Origin of the sequence: Lonsdalea populi, from assembly GCF_015999465.1 — a bacterium.
GTDB lineage: Bacteria > Pseudomonadota > Gammaproteobacteria > Enterobacterales > Enterobacteriaceae > Lonsdalea > Lonsdalea populi.
Genome location: NZ_CP065534.1, coordinates 605,330 through 621,633, shown reverse-complemented (window position 1 = coordinate 621,633; position 16,304 = coordinate 605,330). Strand labels below are relative to the sequence as shown.

The window sequence follows — 16,304 nt, the reverse complement described above, 5'->3', positions numbered from 1 at the left end:
AAATATTAGCCGGTAAAGCCTAAAATATAGTGTATACAAGGGGAAACTCGCCCGCACACCCTTTTATCCTGCCCGGAAGATACCGTAACCGTAACCGATAACGATGATTCAATCAGCAAATGGGAGCTCAACGTGGTCTCACTTTTTGATAAAACTCAGCCGGTAAGTCAGGCCGACGCTCTGCCTGGGCGGTCCACGCCAATGCCTGTCGTCAGACTCCATGCGGTCAATCAGCACTCGATGACGCATGTGCCGGAGGGGATGGGCGTGGCTATCTTCGCCATGGGCTGTTTCTGGGGCGCCGAGCGCCTGTTCTGGCAGCAACCGGGCGTTTACAGCACCGCGGCCGGCTACTGCGGCGGCTTTACGCCCAATCCAACCTACCGGGAAGTCTGCACCGGCAAAACCGGTCATGCAGAAGCCGTGCGCGTCGTCTTCGATCCCGCCGTCGTCCCTTACGAAACGCTGCTGCAGGTGTTCTGGGAACATCACGATCCGGCGCAGGGGATGCGTCAGGGAGGCGATATCGGCACGCAGTACCGCTCGGCGATCTATACGCTGACGCCTCAGCAGGAACAGGCGGCGACAGAGAGCCTGCAACGTTTCCAACTGGCGATGGCGGCGGCGGGCGACCAGCGAACGGTCTCCACCGAAATCGCGGAGGCCGGACCGTTCTACTATGCGGAAGATGAGCATCAGCAGTACCTGTACAAAAACCCGGAAGGGTACTGCGGACTGGGCGGCATAGGCGTTTGTCTGCCGCCGCAGGGCTGATTTTACTCAATGCCGTCGCGTCAAAACCGACGGCGTTTTTTTGCTGATTGAAAGCCGTTTTAGCGGCCCGCAGATCGCCTCACGCCAGTGCTGGCGGTTCTTTGAACGCTCCTGCTATAATGCCGCCGACATGAGGCTGATAACCGGCCTTGTCCACGGCTCCCTGCCGTCGGTTCATGATTATTTTCCTTCCTGAGGATCGCCCTGTCTATTGAGGCAAAGCGAAAAAACTATGTTAAACAGTCTGTTATTAATTATTTTTCTTATCGCCATTAGCGCTTTTTTCTCCGTGTCTGAAATTTCCCTGGCTGCATCGCGCAAAATAAAGCTCAAGTTCATGGCGGACGAGGGCAACCAGAACGCCGAACGTGTGATGAAGCTGCAGGAGACGCCCGGTATTTTCTTTACCGTGATCCAGATCGGCGTCAACGCCGTTGCCATACTTGCCGGTATCGTCGGCGACGCCGCCTTCTCCCCCTACTTTAAAATGCTTTTCGATAATGTGATGTCGCCGGAGATGGCCGATCGCGTCAGCTTTATCTGTTCGTTCGTGCTGGTCACCAGTCTGTTTATCCTATTTGGCGATTTGACGCCGAAACGCATAGGCATGATCGCCCCCGAAACGGTCGCCGTTCGGATCATCAACCCCATGCGCTTCTGTCTGCTGATCTTTCGTCCGCTGGTGTGGCTGTTCAACGGGCTGGCGAACATGATTTTCCGGATGCTCAAGCTGCCGATGGTGCGTAAGGACGACATTACGTCAGACGACATCTATGCGGTGGTGGAGGCCGGCGCGCTGGCCGGCGTGCTGCGCAAGCAGGAACATGAGCTGATCGAAAACGTGTTCGAGCTGGAATCCCGCACCGTACCGTCTTCCATGACCTCTCGTGAAAGCGTGGTGTTCTTCGATTTGCATGCGGGCGAGGAAAGCATCAAAGAGAAAATCGCCCGGCAGCCGCACTCCAAATTCCTGGTTTGCGACGGCCATATCGATCAGATCGTCGGCTACGTCGACTCCAAAGATCTGCTCAACCGGGTGCTGGGCAATCAGAGTCTGGAACTAACCAGCGGCGTACAGATTCGCCCGGCGCTGATCGTGCCGGATACGCTGACGTTGTCCGAGGCGCTGGAAAGCTTCAAGGCTGCTGGCGAAGACTTCGCGGTGATTCTGAATGAGTATGCGCTGGTGGTCGGCATTATCACCCTCAACGACGTGATGACGACGCTCATGGGCGACTTGGTGGGACAGGGGCTGGAAGAGCAGATTGTCGCGCGCGACGCCAACTCCTGGCTGATCGAGGGCGGCACGCCGATCGACGACGTCATGCGCGTGCTGAATATCGACAACTTCCCCCACTCCGGCAACTACGAAACCATAGGGGGTTTCATGATGTACACCCTGCGTAAAATCCCCAAGCGGACCGATTTCGTGCGTTTCGCGGGCTATAAGTTTGAAGTGGTGGATATCGACAGCTACAAGATTGACCAGCTGCTGGTGACGCGACTGGAAGACAAACCGGCCGGAAGTGCCAGCCCGGATGTCACCATCGTGTAGGCGTGTATGGCTGTCTTTCACCCATTAAAAAAAGCCCGTTAACGGGCCTTTTTTGACGCTGGATAACCGCATGGCGTACCGATCACCCTCATACCGGCGCAGATCCGAACCTGTTCTTTTTACACATCACGCATTAATTCTTTGAATGTGTCGCAACAGTCCGGGCCGTCGTCTCCAACATCCTATTGCGAAGGCGGCAGTGGCAGTCGGCGTTAAGCCAGCTCTGACTGCAGTTTGATGACCTGACGATTAACCTCAGACATGACTTCAAGATGCAGCTTGTCTTTCTTTTTCGGGAGTAAAATTTTGCCGTAATCAAACTCAAAAGCCCCCACCCCTTTGATGTATAACCGTCCGCGAAACAGTGTCTTCACATACTTGGCGACTTTAAAGGGATTATAGCGTTCGAAGATCCTCATACTTCCTCTCCTTACGTTGTTCCAGTAGCGCGTCTCCTGCCACCAACCCGGAACAGGATGTATGACGCACCAAGCTTTATCCTACATTTAGGGTAGATATTTAATGGGAAGTTCCCTATAAGCCAGCATTATTCATCGCTTTTACATTAGTTTACGGAACAGAAAAACGCAAAAATCTGATAAATCAGAATAAACATTCAAATATCAGGTCAATACAGAACACCACCGGTCAGCGGCGTTTCACGCCATTTCAGCCGGCTTATTTAGCCCGTGCGGTGTTATACCGTCTTTTTATGACGGAATGACGACAGCGATTAATGGTTTCGGACAATCCCCATGCAACTCTAAAGCTCAGAAAAGTAAGGGGAAGATGGCGCGAGATCCGGGCCTCGTACACCGGCCCGGAGAACCCTCAGACGGGATTAATACAGGGAGACGCGAAATCCGGGGTTCAGGAACGATTCGCGAGGGAGATAAGACAACGGCTGGCCTTTCCAATCATTGACCTGCGCGCCCGCCGCCAGCGCCACGGCGTGCCCTGCGGCCGTGTCCCATACGCAGGTGGGCCCGAAACGCGGATAGAGCTGAGCTTGCCCTTCCGCCACCAGACAGAACTTCAGCGATGAGCCTATAGCGACGGTCTGATGATCGCCCAACTGGTCGAGATAGTCCTGCAGCTCCGCATCCGCATGGGAACGGCTGACCACGACCAGCGGCGGACGCGCGTCCTGCACCCGAATCGGCAAACGGACGCCGCATTCCTCTTTCCAGGCTTTGCCGTCCGCGGCGGCGTACATCACGCCGGTTACCGGCACGTACACAACGCCCAGCACCGGCTTGCCGTCTTCGATCAGTGCGATATTGACGGTAAATTCCCCGTTGCGCCCAATAAACTCTTTCGTCCCGTCCAGCGGGTCCACCAGCCAGTAACGCTGCCATTGCCGGCGTTCGGACCACGGCGGCGGATCTTCTTCAGACAACAAAGGAATGGCCGGATAGGCCGCCGTCAGCCCGCGGACAATGACGTTGTGCGCGGCGATATCGGCAGCGGTCACCGGCGAGTCATCCTGCTTGTGTTTGACCTCAACCGGTGCCTGTCCCGAATAGATTTGCATGATGACGTCACCCGCCTCACGCGCTAGCTGGCAAATATGATCTAGCATGATTTCTCCTCTTTACCGGTCGCCGAGGCCGCCGAATGCCCCGTCTGATAACGCTGAAAAGGGATGAGCCGGCCATGACGCTACAGGCGTGGCCGCTTCCGCGCGCCCTTTATCTACAGGGATGATACTTCATCTGTTAACCCTGATTATATGAGATATGCCCTTCACTACCACCCCGCAAAAACACGGCGTGATAAGACACCGGCAGCCGTGGGGCTGAGGGGCGTATTCGTGTCTTGCAACGTCGTGCAAGACAGCACGCTAAAACATTTCCTGACGCTCCACCGCAGCCAAGTGCGTTCCGGAGGTCGCTGAGACCTAAACTCAGGGTAAATCTTTACGATCTCGCGATGTTTTGGACTGGCTTCGCCAGTGGTCCGGAGTGGGCTTGAGTGCCGGAATTGACAAGGGATGCCGCTGTTGCTGGCATCCCTTGAGGAGAAAACGGTGCTGAATCAGTCTCGTGTCACAGCGAAGAAGGCCAATGTCCTTACCGTCTGACGGATGATTAGCGATGGCGATCGTCATCACGACGATGGTGGGGCCCACGATCGCGATCCCAATCTCTATCAGGACCGCGGTAGCGGCGATCCTCGCGATAGGCCCGTGGTGGAGGCTGCACGACGATCACTTGCGGCGGCGGCTCATAGTAATAACGCGGCGGCGGCGGCGGTCTGCGATAGTAGTGACGCTCGCGCCAATAGTCAGGATCGCGCCAGTAGCGACCATCCCAGTAGTAACCTCGTCTGTCGCGATCGCCAATGTGCAGCTGCACCCCCGGCAACGACAGAGTCAGGCTGTCAGCTTGCGCGGCGGGCATCGTATAGACCACTCCTGCCATAACAGCAACGAACAACAGCGGTTTAATCATAATTATACCCTCTGCATAACCGCGATGCGGTATATGCCAACGGTATACGGGGAATCTCACAGACGCTCCATCAGAAAATGGCTAATTTCCTGTTATTACGCTGACGGCAGCACGTCCAGCCACAAAAGGCCTATGTTACCTTGGAGATAAAGGCAAATAGGCTTAGCTCTCCTGCCAGTGATGGCAGAAAACCTGATGCGACGGCGCGACCCGACTCTCCGTCGGCACCTGCCGAAGACAGACTTCGCTGGCCTGAGAGCAGCGCGGCGCAAACGCACAGCCCGTGGGCAGATTCGCCAGATCCGGCGGCGCGCCGGAGATGCTCACCAGACGACTTCCTTTTTCCAGCCCGCCTTGCGGGCGAGTGGCCAGCAGCACGCGCGTATAGGGATGACGCGGGCTTTGCATCAGCTCGGCCAACGGTGCCTGCTCGACGATACGTCCGCCGTACATTACCGCCACCCGGTCGGCGACTTCCACCGCCGCGCCGATATCGTGCGTCACGAAAATGATCGACAGGCCCAGCTGCTGCTGTAGTTCGCGCAGCAGGATCAGAATCTGGATCTGCACCGTGGCATCCAGCGCCGTGGTGGGTTCGTCGGCCAACAATAGCTGCGGCTGACAGGCCAGCGCCAGCGCAATCATGGCGCGCTGGCGCATCCCGCCGGACATTTCATGCGGATAGGCGCCAAGCCGTTGTTCAGGACTGGGGATCCTGACTCGCCGCAGCGCGTCCAGCGCTATCTCGCGCGCCTGCTGACGGGAAACGGCGCGATGCCTGCGCACGGTTTCCATGATTTGCTGACCGATGGTGTAGACCGGATCCAGCGCCAGCAGCGGCTCCTGAAAAATCATCGCCACCGTCGGTCCGCGCAGCGCCCGCAGCTCACGCGGCGACAGCGCCATGACATCCTGGCCAGCGATGCGGATCTGGCCGTCGATCGTCGTGCTCCGGGGCGGATGCAGGCGCATCAACGCACGCAGCGTCACGCTCTTGCCGGAGCCGGATTCGCCGATCAACGCCAGCGCTTCTCCGCGTCCCAGCGCCAGGCTCACGCCGTTCACCGCCGATATCGTTTGATCGCCGCGCCGAAACTTCACCTGCAGATTGTCCACCGCCATTAAGGGTAGCGCCGTCATTCAAACCTCCTCAGCCGTGAGTTCAGCGGCGCTAAGCGAATGTCCGGCGTCCGGTTCTGCCATCAGACATGCCACCTGATGTCCGTCGCCACAGGACGACATGATAGGTTTCCGCTGCGCGCACACCGCCTCGGCGTGCGGACAGCGGGTATGAAAACGACAGCCGGACGGCGGCCGGATCGGACTCGGCGGATCGCCGCTCAGCGGCGCCTGCTGAGTTCGGGCGCCTGGGTCCATCGACGGCATCGAGCTCAATAACGCGCGCGTGTAAGGATGACGTGCCTGCCCGAACAGACTTTCCGCAGGACCGACCTCCACCACTTCGCCCAGATACATCACTATGATGCGGTCGGACAGATAGCGCACCACGTGCAGGTCATGGCTGATGAAGACATAGGTCAGGTTCATACTCTCTTTCAAGTCCAGCAGCAGGTTGATAACCTGTGCCTCAACGGACTTATCCAGCGCCGAGACCGCTTCATCCAGAATGACCAGCCGCGGCTCGACCGCCAGCGCGCGGGCGATATTCACGCGCTGCCGCTGGCCACCGGACAGCTCGTGCGGATAACGCCCGGCAAAGCGCATGGGGTCCAGCCCCACCTTATCCAGCAAATCGCGAGCGCGGCGTTTCGCCTCCGAGGCTGGCACCCCGTGCACCGACGGTCCGAAGGCAATCGCCGCCTGCATGGTCAGACGCGGATTGAGCGAGGAGTAGCTGTCCTGAAACACCATCTGCACCTGTCGTCGGTAGTCGCGCAGAGAAAGCCGGCTGCCGCCCACCGTCAGCCCGTCGAAAATCAGCTCGCCGCTATCCTGCTCGATCAGCTGCATCAACACGCGGGCGGTGGTCGATTTTCCACAGCCGGATTCGCCGACGACGCCCAACGTTTCCCCTTTCATCACGCTGAACGCGATACCATCCAGCGCGCGCACCCGCTCGGCCTTGCCCAGTCCGCCCTTTAATGGAAAGTGTTTTACCAAGTCGGTGCCGGTCAGCAACGGCTGAGCGGGACCGCCAATATCCTGAGTACTCATCGCATCAGCTCCTTATCGCCATCGCGATCCGCAGACGATCGGCGAGGAGGTTGAAAGAGATCGACGTGATAAAGATCATCGCGCCCGGCAGCGCCGATACCCACGGCTGGGTATAGATCGCCGTGCGCAGGGTATTCAGCATCAGCCCCCACTCCGGCTCCGGCGGCTTCACGCCCAGCCCAAGAAACGACAGGCCGGAGGCGAGAATCATCGATACCGAGATTAACCCGGTCGAAAACACGAAAATCGGTCCCAGCACATTGCCCAATACCTGAGTGCGAATGATCACCCAAGAAGACGCGCCGGACGCGCGCGCGGCTTCGATATAGTCGCGGTTGCGCACCTGGGTCGTGACGCTTTCCGCGATGCGCGTCACCTGCGGCACGAACACCAGCGTCAGGGACAACAGCGCGTTGCCCACGCCCGCCCCCATCGCTCCGGAGAGCGCAATCGCCAGCAGCACGGAAGGAAACGCATAGAAGACGTCGATGGTGCGCATGATCAGCGTATTCAGCCATCCGCCCGCATAACCGGCGACGACGCCGATCGCAGAGCCGATAAAAAACGCCAGGATCACCGGCGTAATTCCCATGAACAACGACAGGCGCGCGCCCAGCATCAGCCGCGAGAGCATGTCTCGTCCCAGTTCATCGGTGCCGAGTGGATAGCCGGGCGTGCCGATGGGCTTCAGGCGTTTGAACATAGAGGTGGTGTAGGGATCGCCATGAACCAGCCAGGGGCCGAAAATCGCCAGCAGCAATAGCACCATGATGACGCCACCGACGCACCACGCCGTGGGATCTTTCGCCATCCGTTTTCCCACTTCCCGCCAATAGCCGGAAGAGCGGTCGATGGTCACCGTTTCGGCAACCGGAGAGGGCGCAACGCCGATATTCACACTCATGCTCAGCCCCTCTTGATGCGCGGATCGATGAGCGTTTGCAACACATCCACCAGCAGGTTCAACACAACGAAAAACAGCGCCAGAACCCAGATGGTGCCCTGCAACAGCGGCAGATCGCGTTGAAAAATCGCCGAGTTAAGCAGCATCCCGGTCCCCGGCCACGAGAAAACCGTTTCGACCAGAATTGAACCGCCCATCAGATAACCGACCTGTAGGCCCATCACCGCCATCGCGGTCGGGGCCGCATTCTTCGCCACGTGGCGAAACAGCGTCAGTTCGCTCATGCCTTTGGCCCGCAGCCCGACGATAAACTCCTGAGATAGCGTTTCCGCCACCTGCGCCCGCACCGTGCGCGCGATGATGCCGGTGGGGATTACCGACAGCGTAATTGCGGGCAGCAGCATAAATCGCAGATGCGCCCAGTCCCACGCCCAGCCCCCTTCGCCTAACGGACCGCCGCCGGTCGCGGGCAGCCAGTTGAGCTGTGATGAGAACACAATGACCAGCAGCATCCCCAGCCAGTAGTGCGGCACGCTGACGCCGAAAACCGACAGCACCGAGGCCAGCCGGTCCAGCCAGCTGTCCTGAAAATACCCGGCGACGAAGCCGAAGAAGCTGCCGAGCAGAAAACCAATCAGCGTCGCCAGCACCGCCAGTCTCAGCGAGTATCCGACGGCGTTCATCACCTCGACGAACACCGGCCGACCGCTGGCGATAGACATCCCCAAATCGCCCTGCACGGCGTGCCACAGCCATAGCCCAAACTGCACGGGCAGCGGCCGGTCAAAACCGTAGTCACGAATCAGCTGCTGACGCAGTGTTTCCGAGGCGTCCGGCGGCATGACCGATACCAGCGGATCGCCCGGCGTCATGTGCACCAGCATGAAACACACCAGCGCGACCCCCAGCAGAATGGGCGTCGCCAGCAGCAGACGGCGGATCAAATAGACAAACATGGCTCCTCCGCATTGGGATTAGATGCCGCCCGAACAAGGGCGGCAGTCGATATCACTCCGCTTTCTTGGCGGGCAGCGTCAGGTCGATCATCCAGCTCTGCGCCTGCACAACGCCGGTCACGGCAGGAGAAATGGCGCGCGGCGCCATGTCGTGCCCGACGAACAGGAACGGCGTTTCATCCACCATCGCCGTATGAAGTTCGGCCGCGGCGGCATCCAGCGCCGCCGGTTCGAAGGCATTACGCGTTTTGGTGATCAACGCCTCGATCTGCGGCGTGGAGAAATAGCCCCAGTTGGTGGAGACGGGCGGGAAGGTTTTTTCGCTGGCGAAACGCATCATGCCGAAGTACGGGTCCATCACCGCCGCGCTGACGTTGACGGCATTCGCGCCCTGCGCCGCCGGATCTTTAGCCCCCAGACGCCAGCCGCTGAACAGCGTATTCCACTCCGTGACCTGAATATTGACGTTGAAATAGCAGGCTTTCAGGCTCTGCTGAATGAACTCATTCATCGGCAGAGCCTGCATTTGTCCGGAACCGGAAGCGGAAGTCAGGACTTTGACCGACAGCGGCTTGCTCTCGTTGTAGCCCGCCTCCTGCATCAACTGACGCGCCGCGTCCGCGTCATAGCGAATTTTGAACTGCGGATGGCCGTACCACGGCGAATCCTTTTCGTAAATGCCGGTGGCTTCCTGCATATACCCGCCGAGATACGACTTCAGCTCGCTGCGGTCGATACACAGGTTGGCCGCTTGCCGCACGCGTTTGTCCAGCCACGGCGAACCCGGCGCGAACGAAAATTGCCACGGCCAGAGGTGCGGCTGCGCATTGGCGTAGATCTTGAAGCCGCGGCTCTTGATCTGATCCATCGCATCCGGCGCGGGCGCTTCAATCCAGTCCACCTGACCGGACAACAGCGCCGCCGTGCGGGCATTGGCCTCCGGCAGGGGCACCAAAATCAGATGATCGACTTTCGGCACGCGCTTGCTGTCCCAATAGTCGGGATTTTTATCAAGCGTCAGCTGCTGGCGCGGCACCAGTTTATTCATTTTGAACGGCCCCGTGCCGACCGCTTTGGCGGCAAAGGCGGTCCAAGCCTGCTTGGCGCGTTCCGCCCGGTCGGTCACCGAAGCGGGCACGGCGTCAAATGCCTGCTGCCACGCGGTGGGCGAAACGATAAACAGGTTCGTCAGGTTATAAGGCAGGATGGCATCCGGCTCAGTCGTCGCCAACTCTACCGTCAGATCGTCAATCTTGCGCGCGGATACCAGCGTCGGCATGCGGGAAGCCGTCGTGCCGATCTGCGCCGGCGCGAACTGGACGGACGCTTTGTTAAGCACCTTATCAACGTTCCACACGACCGCATCGGCATTGAACGGAGCGCCATCATGAAACTTTACGCCCGGACGCAGCGTGAAGGTCCATTTGGTGTGGTCGTCCGGATTCACTTTCCAGGCCGTCGCCAGACCGGGTATCAGCCCGCTGGGCTTTTCGCCTTGCGACAGATCCCACTGCGTCAGCGAATCATAAAGCGTGATGCCGGTGAAGCGGTTGCCTTCGTATCCCTGATCGGGCTGGCCCAGCGTCAGCGGAATATCCGCCGCCGTCATGCCGATACGTAATGTGCTGTCAGCGCGAGCGGCCGCCGGCAACGTCGCCCCCACCATCAGAACGGCCAGAGCTAAACGAGTCGGAGAAAACGTGGGTCCGGAACAGTGTTTTTTCATCGGCAGCATTCCTTGGTGTAGTAGAGGTTTCCTTCACCTGCACGCAAGCTGCGTACCAACTTCGCTCGCAAACGATAGCTTTAACTTATTGAAAATCGGTATATCGTCGACTTTCAATTAATTAGGCGCGTAAACAATCGCTGTAAGCCTATTTCAAAAGAAAAAACCGGGTTAGTCCTGATGCAAGCCAAACTTTCCCACAGGCATTCGGTGGATACTCACGCCCGCCGCAGACGGCATCACCCGTCAACGATTTCCGGCTCTTCTCTGGTGCATATGGGGTGTCCATCTCACCAAAAAGAGGCGAAAGGCTCAGGCCTTAGGCGGATTTTTCGTTTTCAACGTTCGTCATTTATTGCATGAGGTAACGAAATGAAAGGCAGTGATGAAGCCGATATTTTCTGGTATGTCGTTTGCTTTTCACAGGCAGAAGTCGATGGGCCCCGGTTTAGGTCGGGCATGACAATGACGTAGTATGGATACCCACCGCCAACCGTCATGTGGCTCTCGGCACGGTGAGTAGCGCCTGCGGAGAAAGGTGTTTGCGATAGGCCGTCAAATACGCTCTCACTTCCCACTCTTTTGTGCAGCGTGCTGTCAGCAGGTTGCGGCGACATCGCCAGCGCTTTGCCTGCCTTCAGCACGCCGACACCTTTAACGAGCAGGAAACGCTCTTTGTTTTAACGAGGAAATACATGAAGAAAATCGCCTTTGCCGCCGGTGTACTGCTGGCTTCGTCTTATAGCGCGGCGGCAGCCGACGGTCAGTATGTCTCAGACTGGTGGCACCAGAGCGTCAACGTAGTCGGCAGCTACCATACCCGTTTCGGACCTCAGTTGAATAACGACCTCTATCTGGAATACGAGGCCTTCGCGAAAACAGACTGGCTCGACTTTTACGGCTACGTGGATGTGCCCAAATTCTTTGGCGTCGGCAACACGCCCGACAGCGGTATCTGGGACAAAGGCTCTCCGCTGTTTATGGAAATCGAACCCCGCTTTTCCCTTGACAACCTGACCGGCACCGATCTCAGCGTGGGTCCCTTCAAACAGTGGTACTTTGCCAATAACTCTATCTACGACCTGGGGCATAACGCCGACGGACGTCAAAATACCTGGTATATGGGGCTAGGCACCGATATCGATACCGGTTTGCCGATGAATCTGTCGCTGAACGTTTACGCCAAATATCAGTGGGAAAACTATCAGGCGGCCAACGAAAATCAGTGGGACGGCTATCGCATCAAGGTGAAATATTTTGTACCGCTGACGCCGCTGTGGGGCGGCAATTTGAGCTACATCGGTTTCACCAACTTTGACTTTGGCTCCGATCTGGACAAGGACAGCAACTGGGTAGACGGTAACGGTAAACGGGTACGCACTAGCAACGCCATTGCCTCCAGCCATATTCTGGCGCTCGGCTACGATCACTGGCACTACGCGCTCGTCGCGCGTTATTTCCATCACGGCGGACAGTGGCAGGATGGCGCGGAGATAGGAACGCCGCAGGGACCGATCAAATCGACAGGATGGGGGTATTACGCCATGGTGGGGTATAACTTCTAACGAGGCCCGTCGACATAGCGATGAGACCCGATGTCAGACAGCCCATCGACTGTCTGACCTCTTCCTGTATTACAGGATTTCCAGCAGTTCGACTTCAAAAATCAGTGCGCTGAACGGCGGGATGGACGCGCCGGCGCCACGTTCGCCGTAAGCCAATTCCTGCGGAATATACAGCTCCCACTTGGACCCGACCGGCATCAGCGTCAGCGCTTCAACCCAGCCGGGGATAACGCCGCTTACCGGGAATTCCGCCGGCTGGCCGCGCTGTACGGAGCTATCGAAGACCGTACCGTCGATCAGACGCCCCGTGTAGTGCACGCGCACGCGATCCTGACGGGCAGGGATATCGCCTTCACCCTGAGTCAGAACGCGGAACTGAAGACCAGACTCGGTGCTGCTCACGCCCTCTTTCTGCGCATTCTCTTCCAGGAAACGCTGACCTTCGACTGACAGCTTACGCTGACGTTCGCGGCGTACCCCGTCCGCACGTTCATGGACTTCACGCAGCGCACGGTGGACGACGTCGACCGGTACGGCCGGCGCCTGTCCATCAAGAGCATCACGCAGGCCGGCGACCAGCGCTTCAGGGAGCAACCCTTCCAGACCCGATTCCTGTAACTGTTGCCCGATCTGCAGGCCAATGCCGTAGCTTGCCTGGGCTTCTACGCTGTCATAAGAAGGCGTCGTCATTGATGTTCCTTTTTTCTGTGAAAATAGCGAGCGTGCAGCATAACAGCGTGAGGTTTATGGGTAAAATTTTCTCTGTCCGCCCCGGCGACCCCACTCTGATATCCCCCGTGACCGATAGCGTGGACTCCTCCCCAAAAGCGCGCTGACTTACTGGCTATCATTAAAGGATTACCGATATACTCAAGGCGTTTTTACCTTACACGGTAGCAAGAGAGGTCATCATGGGCAGAATCGCGCCCAGGAGAAGTAAAACTCGCTGGGATCCCCGCAGGCTGTGGCAATCCGGCCTGCATTGGTGGCGTCAACGTCCCTGGCAGTTCAGCATCATTGATGAAACGCCAGCGTGCAGATCGTCTGCCGCCATACGGCGCAAACCCTATGCCCGAATCTCGCCGCTGCTGCGCCAGCTCTGGCATCTGCCGGACGGCTTCCAGTGGATGGAGCCGCTGCCCTATCCGCATCGTCGCTGGCTGCTGATCGCAGCGGCGTTGCTGCTGATCGTGCTGCTGTGGCCCTATTCGCCAACCCCGCAGCCCACTCGAGTCGCCAACCCAACGAACGTTCCGCTGACCTCAGAACCGGCTCCGGTTCAAGCCAGACTGGTCAATCCGTCGCCACGTACTGACTCAGTCCCCGCGACGGAACAACCCGAAGCGCCGCCTGCCGCTGCCGAAAAACCGTGGCAAAACTACCAGATAGCCTCGGGACAAACGTTGGCGCAGCTCTTTCGCGATCACAACCTGCCGGTTAACGACGTATTCGCTATGGCACAGGTTGAAGGTAGCGGCAAACCGCTCAGCAGTCTTCATGCGGGACAAAAGGTCAGACTGCGGCTGAATGCACAGGACGTGGTGTCGGAATTAGAGATCGATACGATGGATAACCAGACGGTGCAGTTTGTCCGCCAACAGGACGGCACGTTTGTTCGCACACGCTAGGCGTGAATAACGCATAAGAAAGCGGGCGCTTTCTGTCAGCGGAAAGTGCCTGTCACCCGCACAGCTGGAGACTCGATCCCCCACCCCATAAATGCAAAACGCTGGCACAAGGCCAGCGTTTTACGACGTTAACGTCAGCGTATATTACGCTTCAGCAACGATAACCACGTTCAGCTTAGCGAATACGTCGCTGTGAACCTGGAAGCTCACTTCGTGCTCGCCCAGAGTACGCAGAACGCCGTCCGGCAGGCGGACTTCGCTTTTCGCAACTTCAACGCCTGCAGCGGTAACCGCATCAGCGATGTCACGCGTACCGATAGAACCGAACAGTTTACCTTCATCACCGGCTTTGGAAGCGATGGTGACGTTAGCCAGTTCGTTCAGTTTAGCGGCGCGAGCTTCAGCTGCGGCCAGAACGTCAGCCAGTTTGGCTTCCAGTTCAGCGCGACGAGCTTCGAAGAACTCAACGTTTTTCTTGGTTGCCGGCACAGCTTTGCCCTGCGGAACCAGGAAGTTACGAGCGTAGCCCGCTTTAACGTTTACCTGGTCGCCCAGGCTGCCCAGGTTTGCTACTTTATCAAGCAGAATAACTTGCATTACCTTATCCTCTTAAAGTCTTGTGAATAGACAGCAGCCGATTACTGATGACGATCGGTGTACGGCAGCAAAGACAGGTAGCGCGCGCGCTTGATAGCACGGGCCAGTTGACGCTGATATTTTGCACGCGTACCGGTGATACGGCTCGGTACAATTTTACCACTTTCAGTGATGTAGTTTTTCAGCGTAGCGATGTCTTTATAGTCAATCTCTTGAACGCCTTCCGCGGTGAAACGGCAGAACTTGCGACGACGGAAATAACGTGCCATTTGGCTAGTCTCCAGAATCTATCAATTCAATCTGCTCGGCATGTAGAACAACCTTGTTCAGGCCATTGCGCCCTTGGTGGCAACTAATGAAACCATGAACGGTAAGTTGCATGCCGACCGTTATACTGTGAGTTAATGCTTGTGACGGGTGTCCACTGACAACCACGGGCATACGGCACCATACTTGCCGGTTAAATCCGGCCTCCTCCTGCAAAGAACGGTGCTCAAGCACGAACTGGCAGTGAGGAATACCCGAAGGACTGACTTTTCGAATGGGCGTCTTGCACACGGTGCCGGACAGTACCAGTCGATTCGTCTTCGTCACGGCAAATTACTCTGCAGAATCCCCAGCTTCAGCATCATCGCTGGTTTCTGCGAAATCTTCACGACGCTCGCGGCGCTCGTCTTTCGCTTTTACCATCGGAGAAGCTTCAGTTACCGCGTGTTTAACGCGCATAACCATGCTGCGGATAACGGCGTCGTTGAAGCGGAAGTTTGTTTCCAGCTCATCGATCACTTCCTGCGGCGCTTCCACGTTCATCAGAACGTAGTGAGCTTTGTGCAGTTTGTTGATCGGGTAAGCCAGTTGACGGCGGCCCCAGTCTTCCAGACGGTGGATCGTACCTTCAGCACCCGTGATAGCACCGGTGTAACGTTCGATCATACCTGGAACCTGTTCGCTTTGGTCAGGATGAACCATAAAAACGATTTCGTAATGACGCATCGAATTGCTCCTTACGGATTATTCAGCCTCCTGTCAGGGTCAGCCGCGGCCCATGGAAGCAAGGAACGTAGTTGTGTGCGGCCGAAAAAATGACGCGCAATTATAAGTGCCCAGAACGGGTAACACAAGCGGCAATGTAGCCGGGAAAGCAGAAAGGCCGCGCATGAAATACACGGTCTGTAATGAAAACGACGCAGGTTGCAAAAGGGAAGAGACGGCGGCTCAGAGATGCTGGCGGAAGAAACGGGCGCACGCCCGCAGCGCGGTGGGGGTGATTTTGTGGCCGATATCGGCCTCCGTCAGATAAGTGACGTTCGCGTCGAGCTGACGTCGGACAAGCGCCTGATACAAACGCTCAGTCTCGTCCGCCGGCACCAGCGTATCCGCCAGCCCATGCCACAGCAGCAGCGGTCTGTCGGACACCTTTTCCAACTGATGACCCACATCGTAAGGCGCAAGCTGTTCCGCCAGCGACGCTAATCGCGGCGCGTTCTGCGCTTCATCAGGCGCGACCGGTGGGAACAGGGTACGAGACAACGATGAAACATAGCCCGACCCCATAAAGGCCGCCACCGCGTTGAGCCACGGATATTGCGTCATCAACGCCAGCGCCGTCATGCCGCCCAGCGAGGCGCCGCAGACGCCAATCCGCCCATCCTCAATCAATCCCAACTGACGAAAATGCGCCACATACTCCGGCAGTTCCCGGACGTTCTGTTGGAAGATATCCCAGAAATGACGCAGACGCCCCGCCTCATCGCCGTCGAAGCGCGCACCGTGCATCGGCGCATCCGGGGAAACCACGCGAAATCCAGCATGCGCCAGCGCATAGGCGAAATAGGCGTAGACCTCTTTTGACGAGGTGAAACCGTGAAAGAAGAAAATGGTAGGCAGAGACGCTGCCTGCTTCCCTGACGGCGTGGCGTGTAACGTCTCAACGCCGTTTATCGTGGTTACTGAGATCTCGACTATCAAGGC

General features: G+C 57.7%; 18 protein-coding genes. 4 read left to right on the top strand and 14 right to left on the bottom strand.

From position 1 onward, the window contains the following. Positions 1 to 132 precede the first annotated feature (132 nt). Complete coding sequence (gene msrA / locus I6N93_RS02905; protein WP_085686247.1) at positions 133 to 774, top strand: peptide-methionine (S)-S-oxide reductase MsrA; 642 nt, start codon at positions 133 to 135, stop codon at positions 772 to 774. 232 nt (positions 775 to 1,006) lie between these two features. After that, positions 1,007 to 2,329 (top strand): hemolysin family protein, encoded by a 1,323-nt coding sequence (locus I6N93_RS02900; protein WP_085686249.1) that lies wholly within the window; start codon positions 1,007 to 1,009, stop codon positions 2,327 to 2,329. Positions 2,330 to 2,541: 212 nt separating this feature from the next. Here the strand turns inward: I6N93_RS02900 and I6N93_RS02895 are convergent, their stop codons facing one another. The 8 genes from I6N93_RS02895 to I6N93_RS02860 form a co-directional block, all read right to left on the bottom strand. Next, positions 2,542 to 2,748 carry a DUF1107 domain-containing protein gene (locus I6N93_RS02895; protein ID WP_085686251.1) on the bottom strand — a complete coding sequence of 69 codons (207 nt, stop codon included), beginning with the start codon at positions 2,746 to 2,748 and terminating at the stop codon, positions 2,542 to 2,544. Between the two features lie 422 nt (positions 2,749 to 3,170). Then, complete coding sequence (gene cysQ / locus I6N93_RS02890) at positions 3,171 to 3,911, bottom strand: 3'(2'),5'-bisphosphate nucleotidase CysQ (RefSeq protein WP_085686253.1); 741 nt, start codon at positions 3,909 to 3,911, stop codon at positions 3,171 to 3,173. Positions 3,912 to 4,419: 508 nt separating this feature from the next. Then, complete coding sequence (locus tag I6N93_RS02885) at positions 4,420 to 4,842, bottom strand: DUF2502 domain-containing protein (RefSeq protein WP_309251030.1); 423 nt, start codon at positions 4,840 to 4,842, stop codon at positions 4,420 to 4,422. A gap of 102 nt (positions 4,843 to 4,944) precedes the next feature. Then, complete coding sequence (locus I6N93_RS02880) at positions 4,945 to 5,922, bottom strand: ABC transporter ATP-binding protein (RefSeq protein WP_085686257.1); 978 nt, start codon at positions 5,920 to 5,922, stop codon at positions 4,945 to 4,947. Beyond that, on the bottom strand, positions 5,923 to 6,957 hold the full coding sequence (locus tag I6N93_RS02875; protein WP_085686259.1) for an ABC transporter ATP-binding protein: 1,035 nt from the start codon (positions 6,955 to 6,957) through the stop codon (positions 5,923 to 5,925). A 4-nt stretch (positions 6,958 to 6,961) separates the two neighbouring features. Beyond that, positions 6,962 to 7,861, bottom strand: a complete 900-nt coding sequence (locus tag I6N93_RS02870) for an ABC transporter permease (protein ID WP_085686261.1) — start codon at positions 7,859 to 7,861, stop codon at positions 6,962 to 6,964. Between the two features lie 2 nt (positions 7,862 to 7,863). Next, positions 7,864 to 8,817, bottom strand: a complete 954-nt coding sequence (locus I6N93_RS02865) for an ABC transporter permease (RefSeq protein WP_026739205.1) — start codon at positions 8,815 to 8,817, stop codon at positions 7,864 to 7,866. Between the two features lie 52 nt (positions 8,818 to 8,869). Beyond that, positions 8,870 to 10,543 carry an ABC transporter substrate-binding protein gene (locus I6N93_RS02860; RefSeq protein WP_085686336.1) on the bottom strand — a complete coding sequence of 558 codons (1,674 nt, stop codon included), beginning with the start codon at positions 10,541 to 10,543 and terminating at the stop codon, positions 8,870 to 8,872. Between the two features lie 695 nt (positions 10,544 to 11,238). Here I6N93_RS02860 and I6N93_RS02855 point away from each other — a divergent pair. Then, positions 11,239 to 12,108, top strand: a complete 870-nt coding sequence (locus I6N93_RS02855; protein ID WP_085686263.1) for a nucleoside-specific channel-forming protein Tsx — start codon at positions 11,239 to 11,241, stop codon at positions 12,106 to 12,108. 69 nt (positions 12,109 to 12,177) lie between these two features. Here the strand turns inward: I6N93_RS02855 and fklB are convergent, their stop codons facing one another. Continuing rightward, complete coding sequence (gene fklB, locus I6N93_RS02850; protein WP_085686265.1) at positions 12,178 to 12,798, bottom strand: FKBP-type peptidyl-prolyl cis-trans isomerase; 621 nt, start codon at positions 12,796 to 12,798, stop codon at positions 12,178 to 12,180. A 221-nt stretch (positions 12,799 to 13,019) separates the two neighbouring features. Between fklB and I6N93_RS02845 the strand changes: the two genes are divergently transcribed. After that, positions 13,020 to 13,736 carry a LysM-like peptidoglycan-binding domain-containing protein gene (locus I6N93_RS02845; protein ID WP_085686267.1) on the top strand — a complete coding sequence of 239 codons (717 nt, stop codon included), beginning with the start codon at positions 13,020 to 13,022 and terminating at the stop codon, positions 13,734 to 13,736. Between the two features lie 144 nt (positions 13,737 to 13,880). On the opposite strand, the gene rplI is transcribed toward I6N93_RS02845, so the two are convergent. The 5 genes from rplI to yjfP form a co-directional block, all read right to left on the bottom strand. After that, positions 13,881 to 14,333 carry a 50S ribosomal protein L9 gene (rplI, locus tag I6N93_RS02840; RefSeq protein WP_085651130.1) on the bottom strand — a complete coding sequence of 151 codons (453 nt, stop codon included), beginning with the start codon at positions 14,331 to 14,333 and terminating at the stop codon, positions 13,881 to 13,883. Between the two features lie 41 nt (positions 14,334 to 14,374). Further along, positions 14,375 to 14,602 carry a 30S ribosomal protein S18 gene (gene rpsR / locus I6N93_RS02835; protein WP_000135199.1) on the bottom strand — a complete coding sequence of 76 codons (228 nt, stop codon included), beginning with the start codon at positions 14,600 to 14,602 and terminating at the stop codon, positions 14,375 to 14,377. Positions 14,603 to 14,606: 4 nt separating this feature from the next. Next, positions 14,607 to 14,927, bottom strand: coding sequence for a primosomal replication protein N (gene priB, locus I6N93_RS02830; RefSeq protein ID WP_085686269.1), 321 nt, complete (start codon positions 14,925 to 14,927; stop codon positions 14,607 to 14,609). 6 nt (positions 14,928 to 14,933) lie between these two features. Beyond that, the gene (gene rpsF / locus I6N93_RS02825) at positions 14,934 to 15,326 is read right to left on the bottom strand and encodes a 30S ribosomal protein S6 (RefSeq protein WP_026739199.1); all 393 of its coding nucleotides are present in this window, start codon (positions 15,324 to 15,326) and stop codon (positions 14,934 to 14,936) included. A 222-nt stretch (positions 15,327 to 15,548) separates the two neighbouring features. Beyond that, complete coding sequence (gene yjfP, locus I6N93_RS02820) at positions 15,549 to 16,298, bottom strand: esterase (RefSeq protein WP_085686338.1); 750 nt, start codon at positions 16,296 to 16,298, stop codon at positions 15,549 to 15,551. Positions 16,299 to 16,304 lie beyond the last annotated feature (6 nt).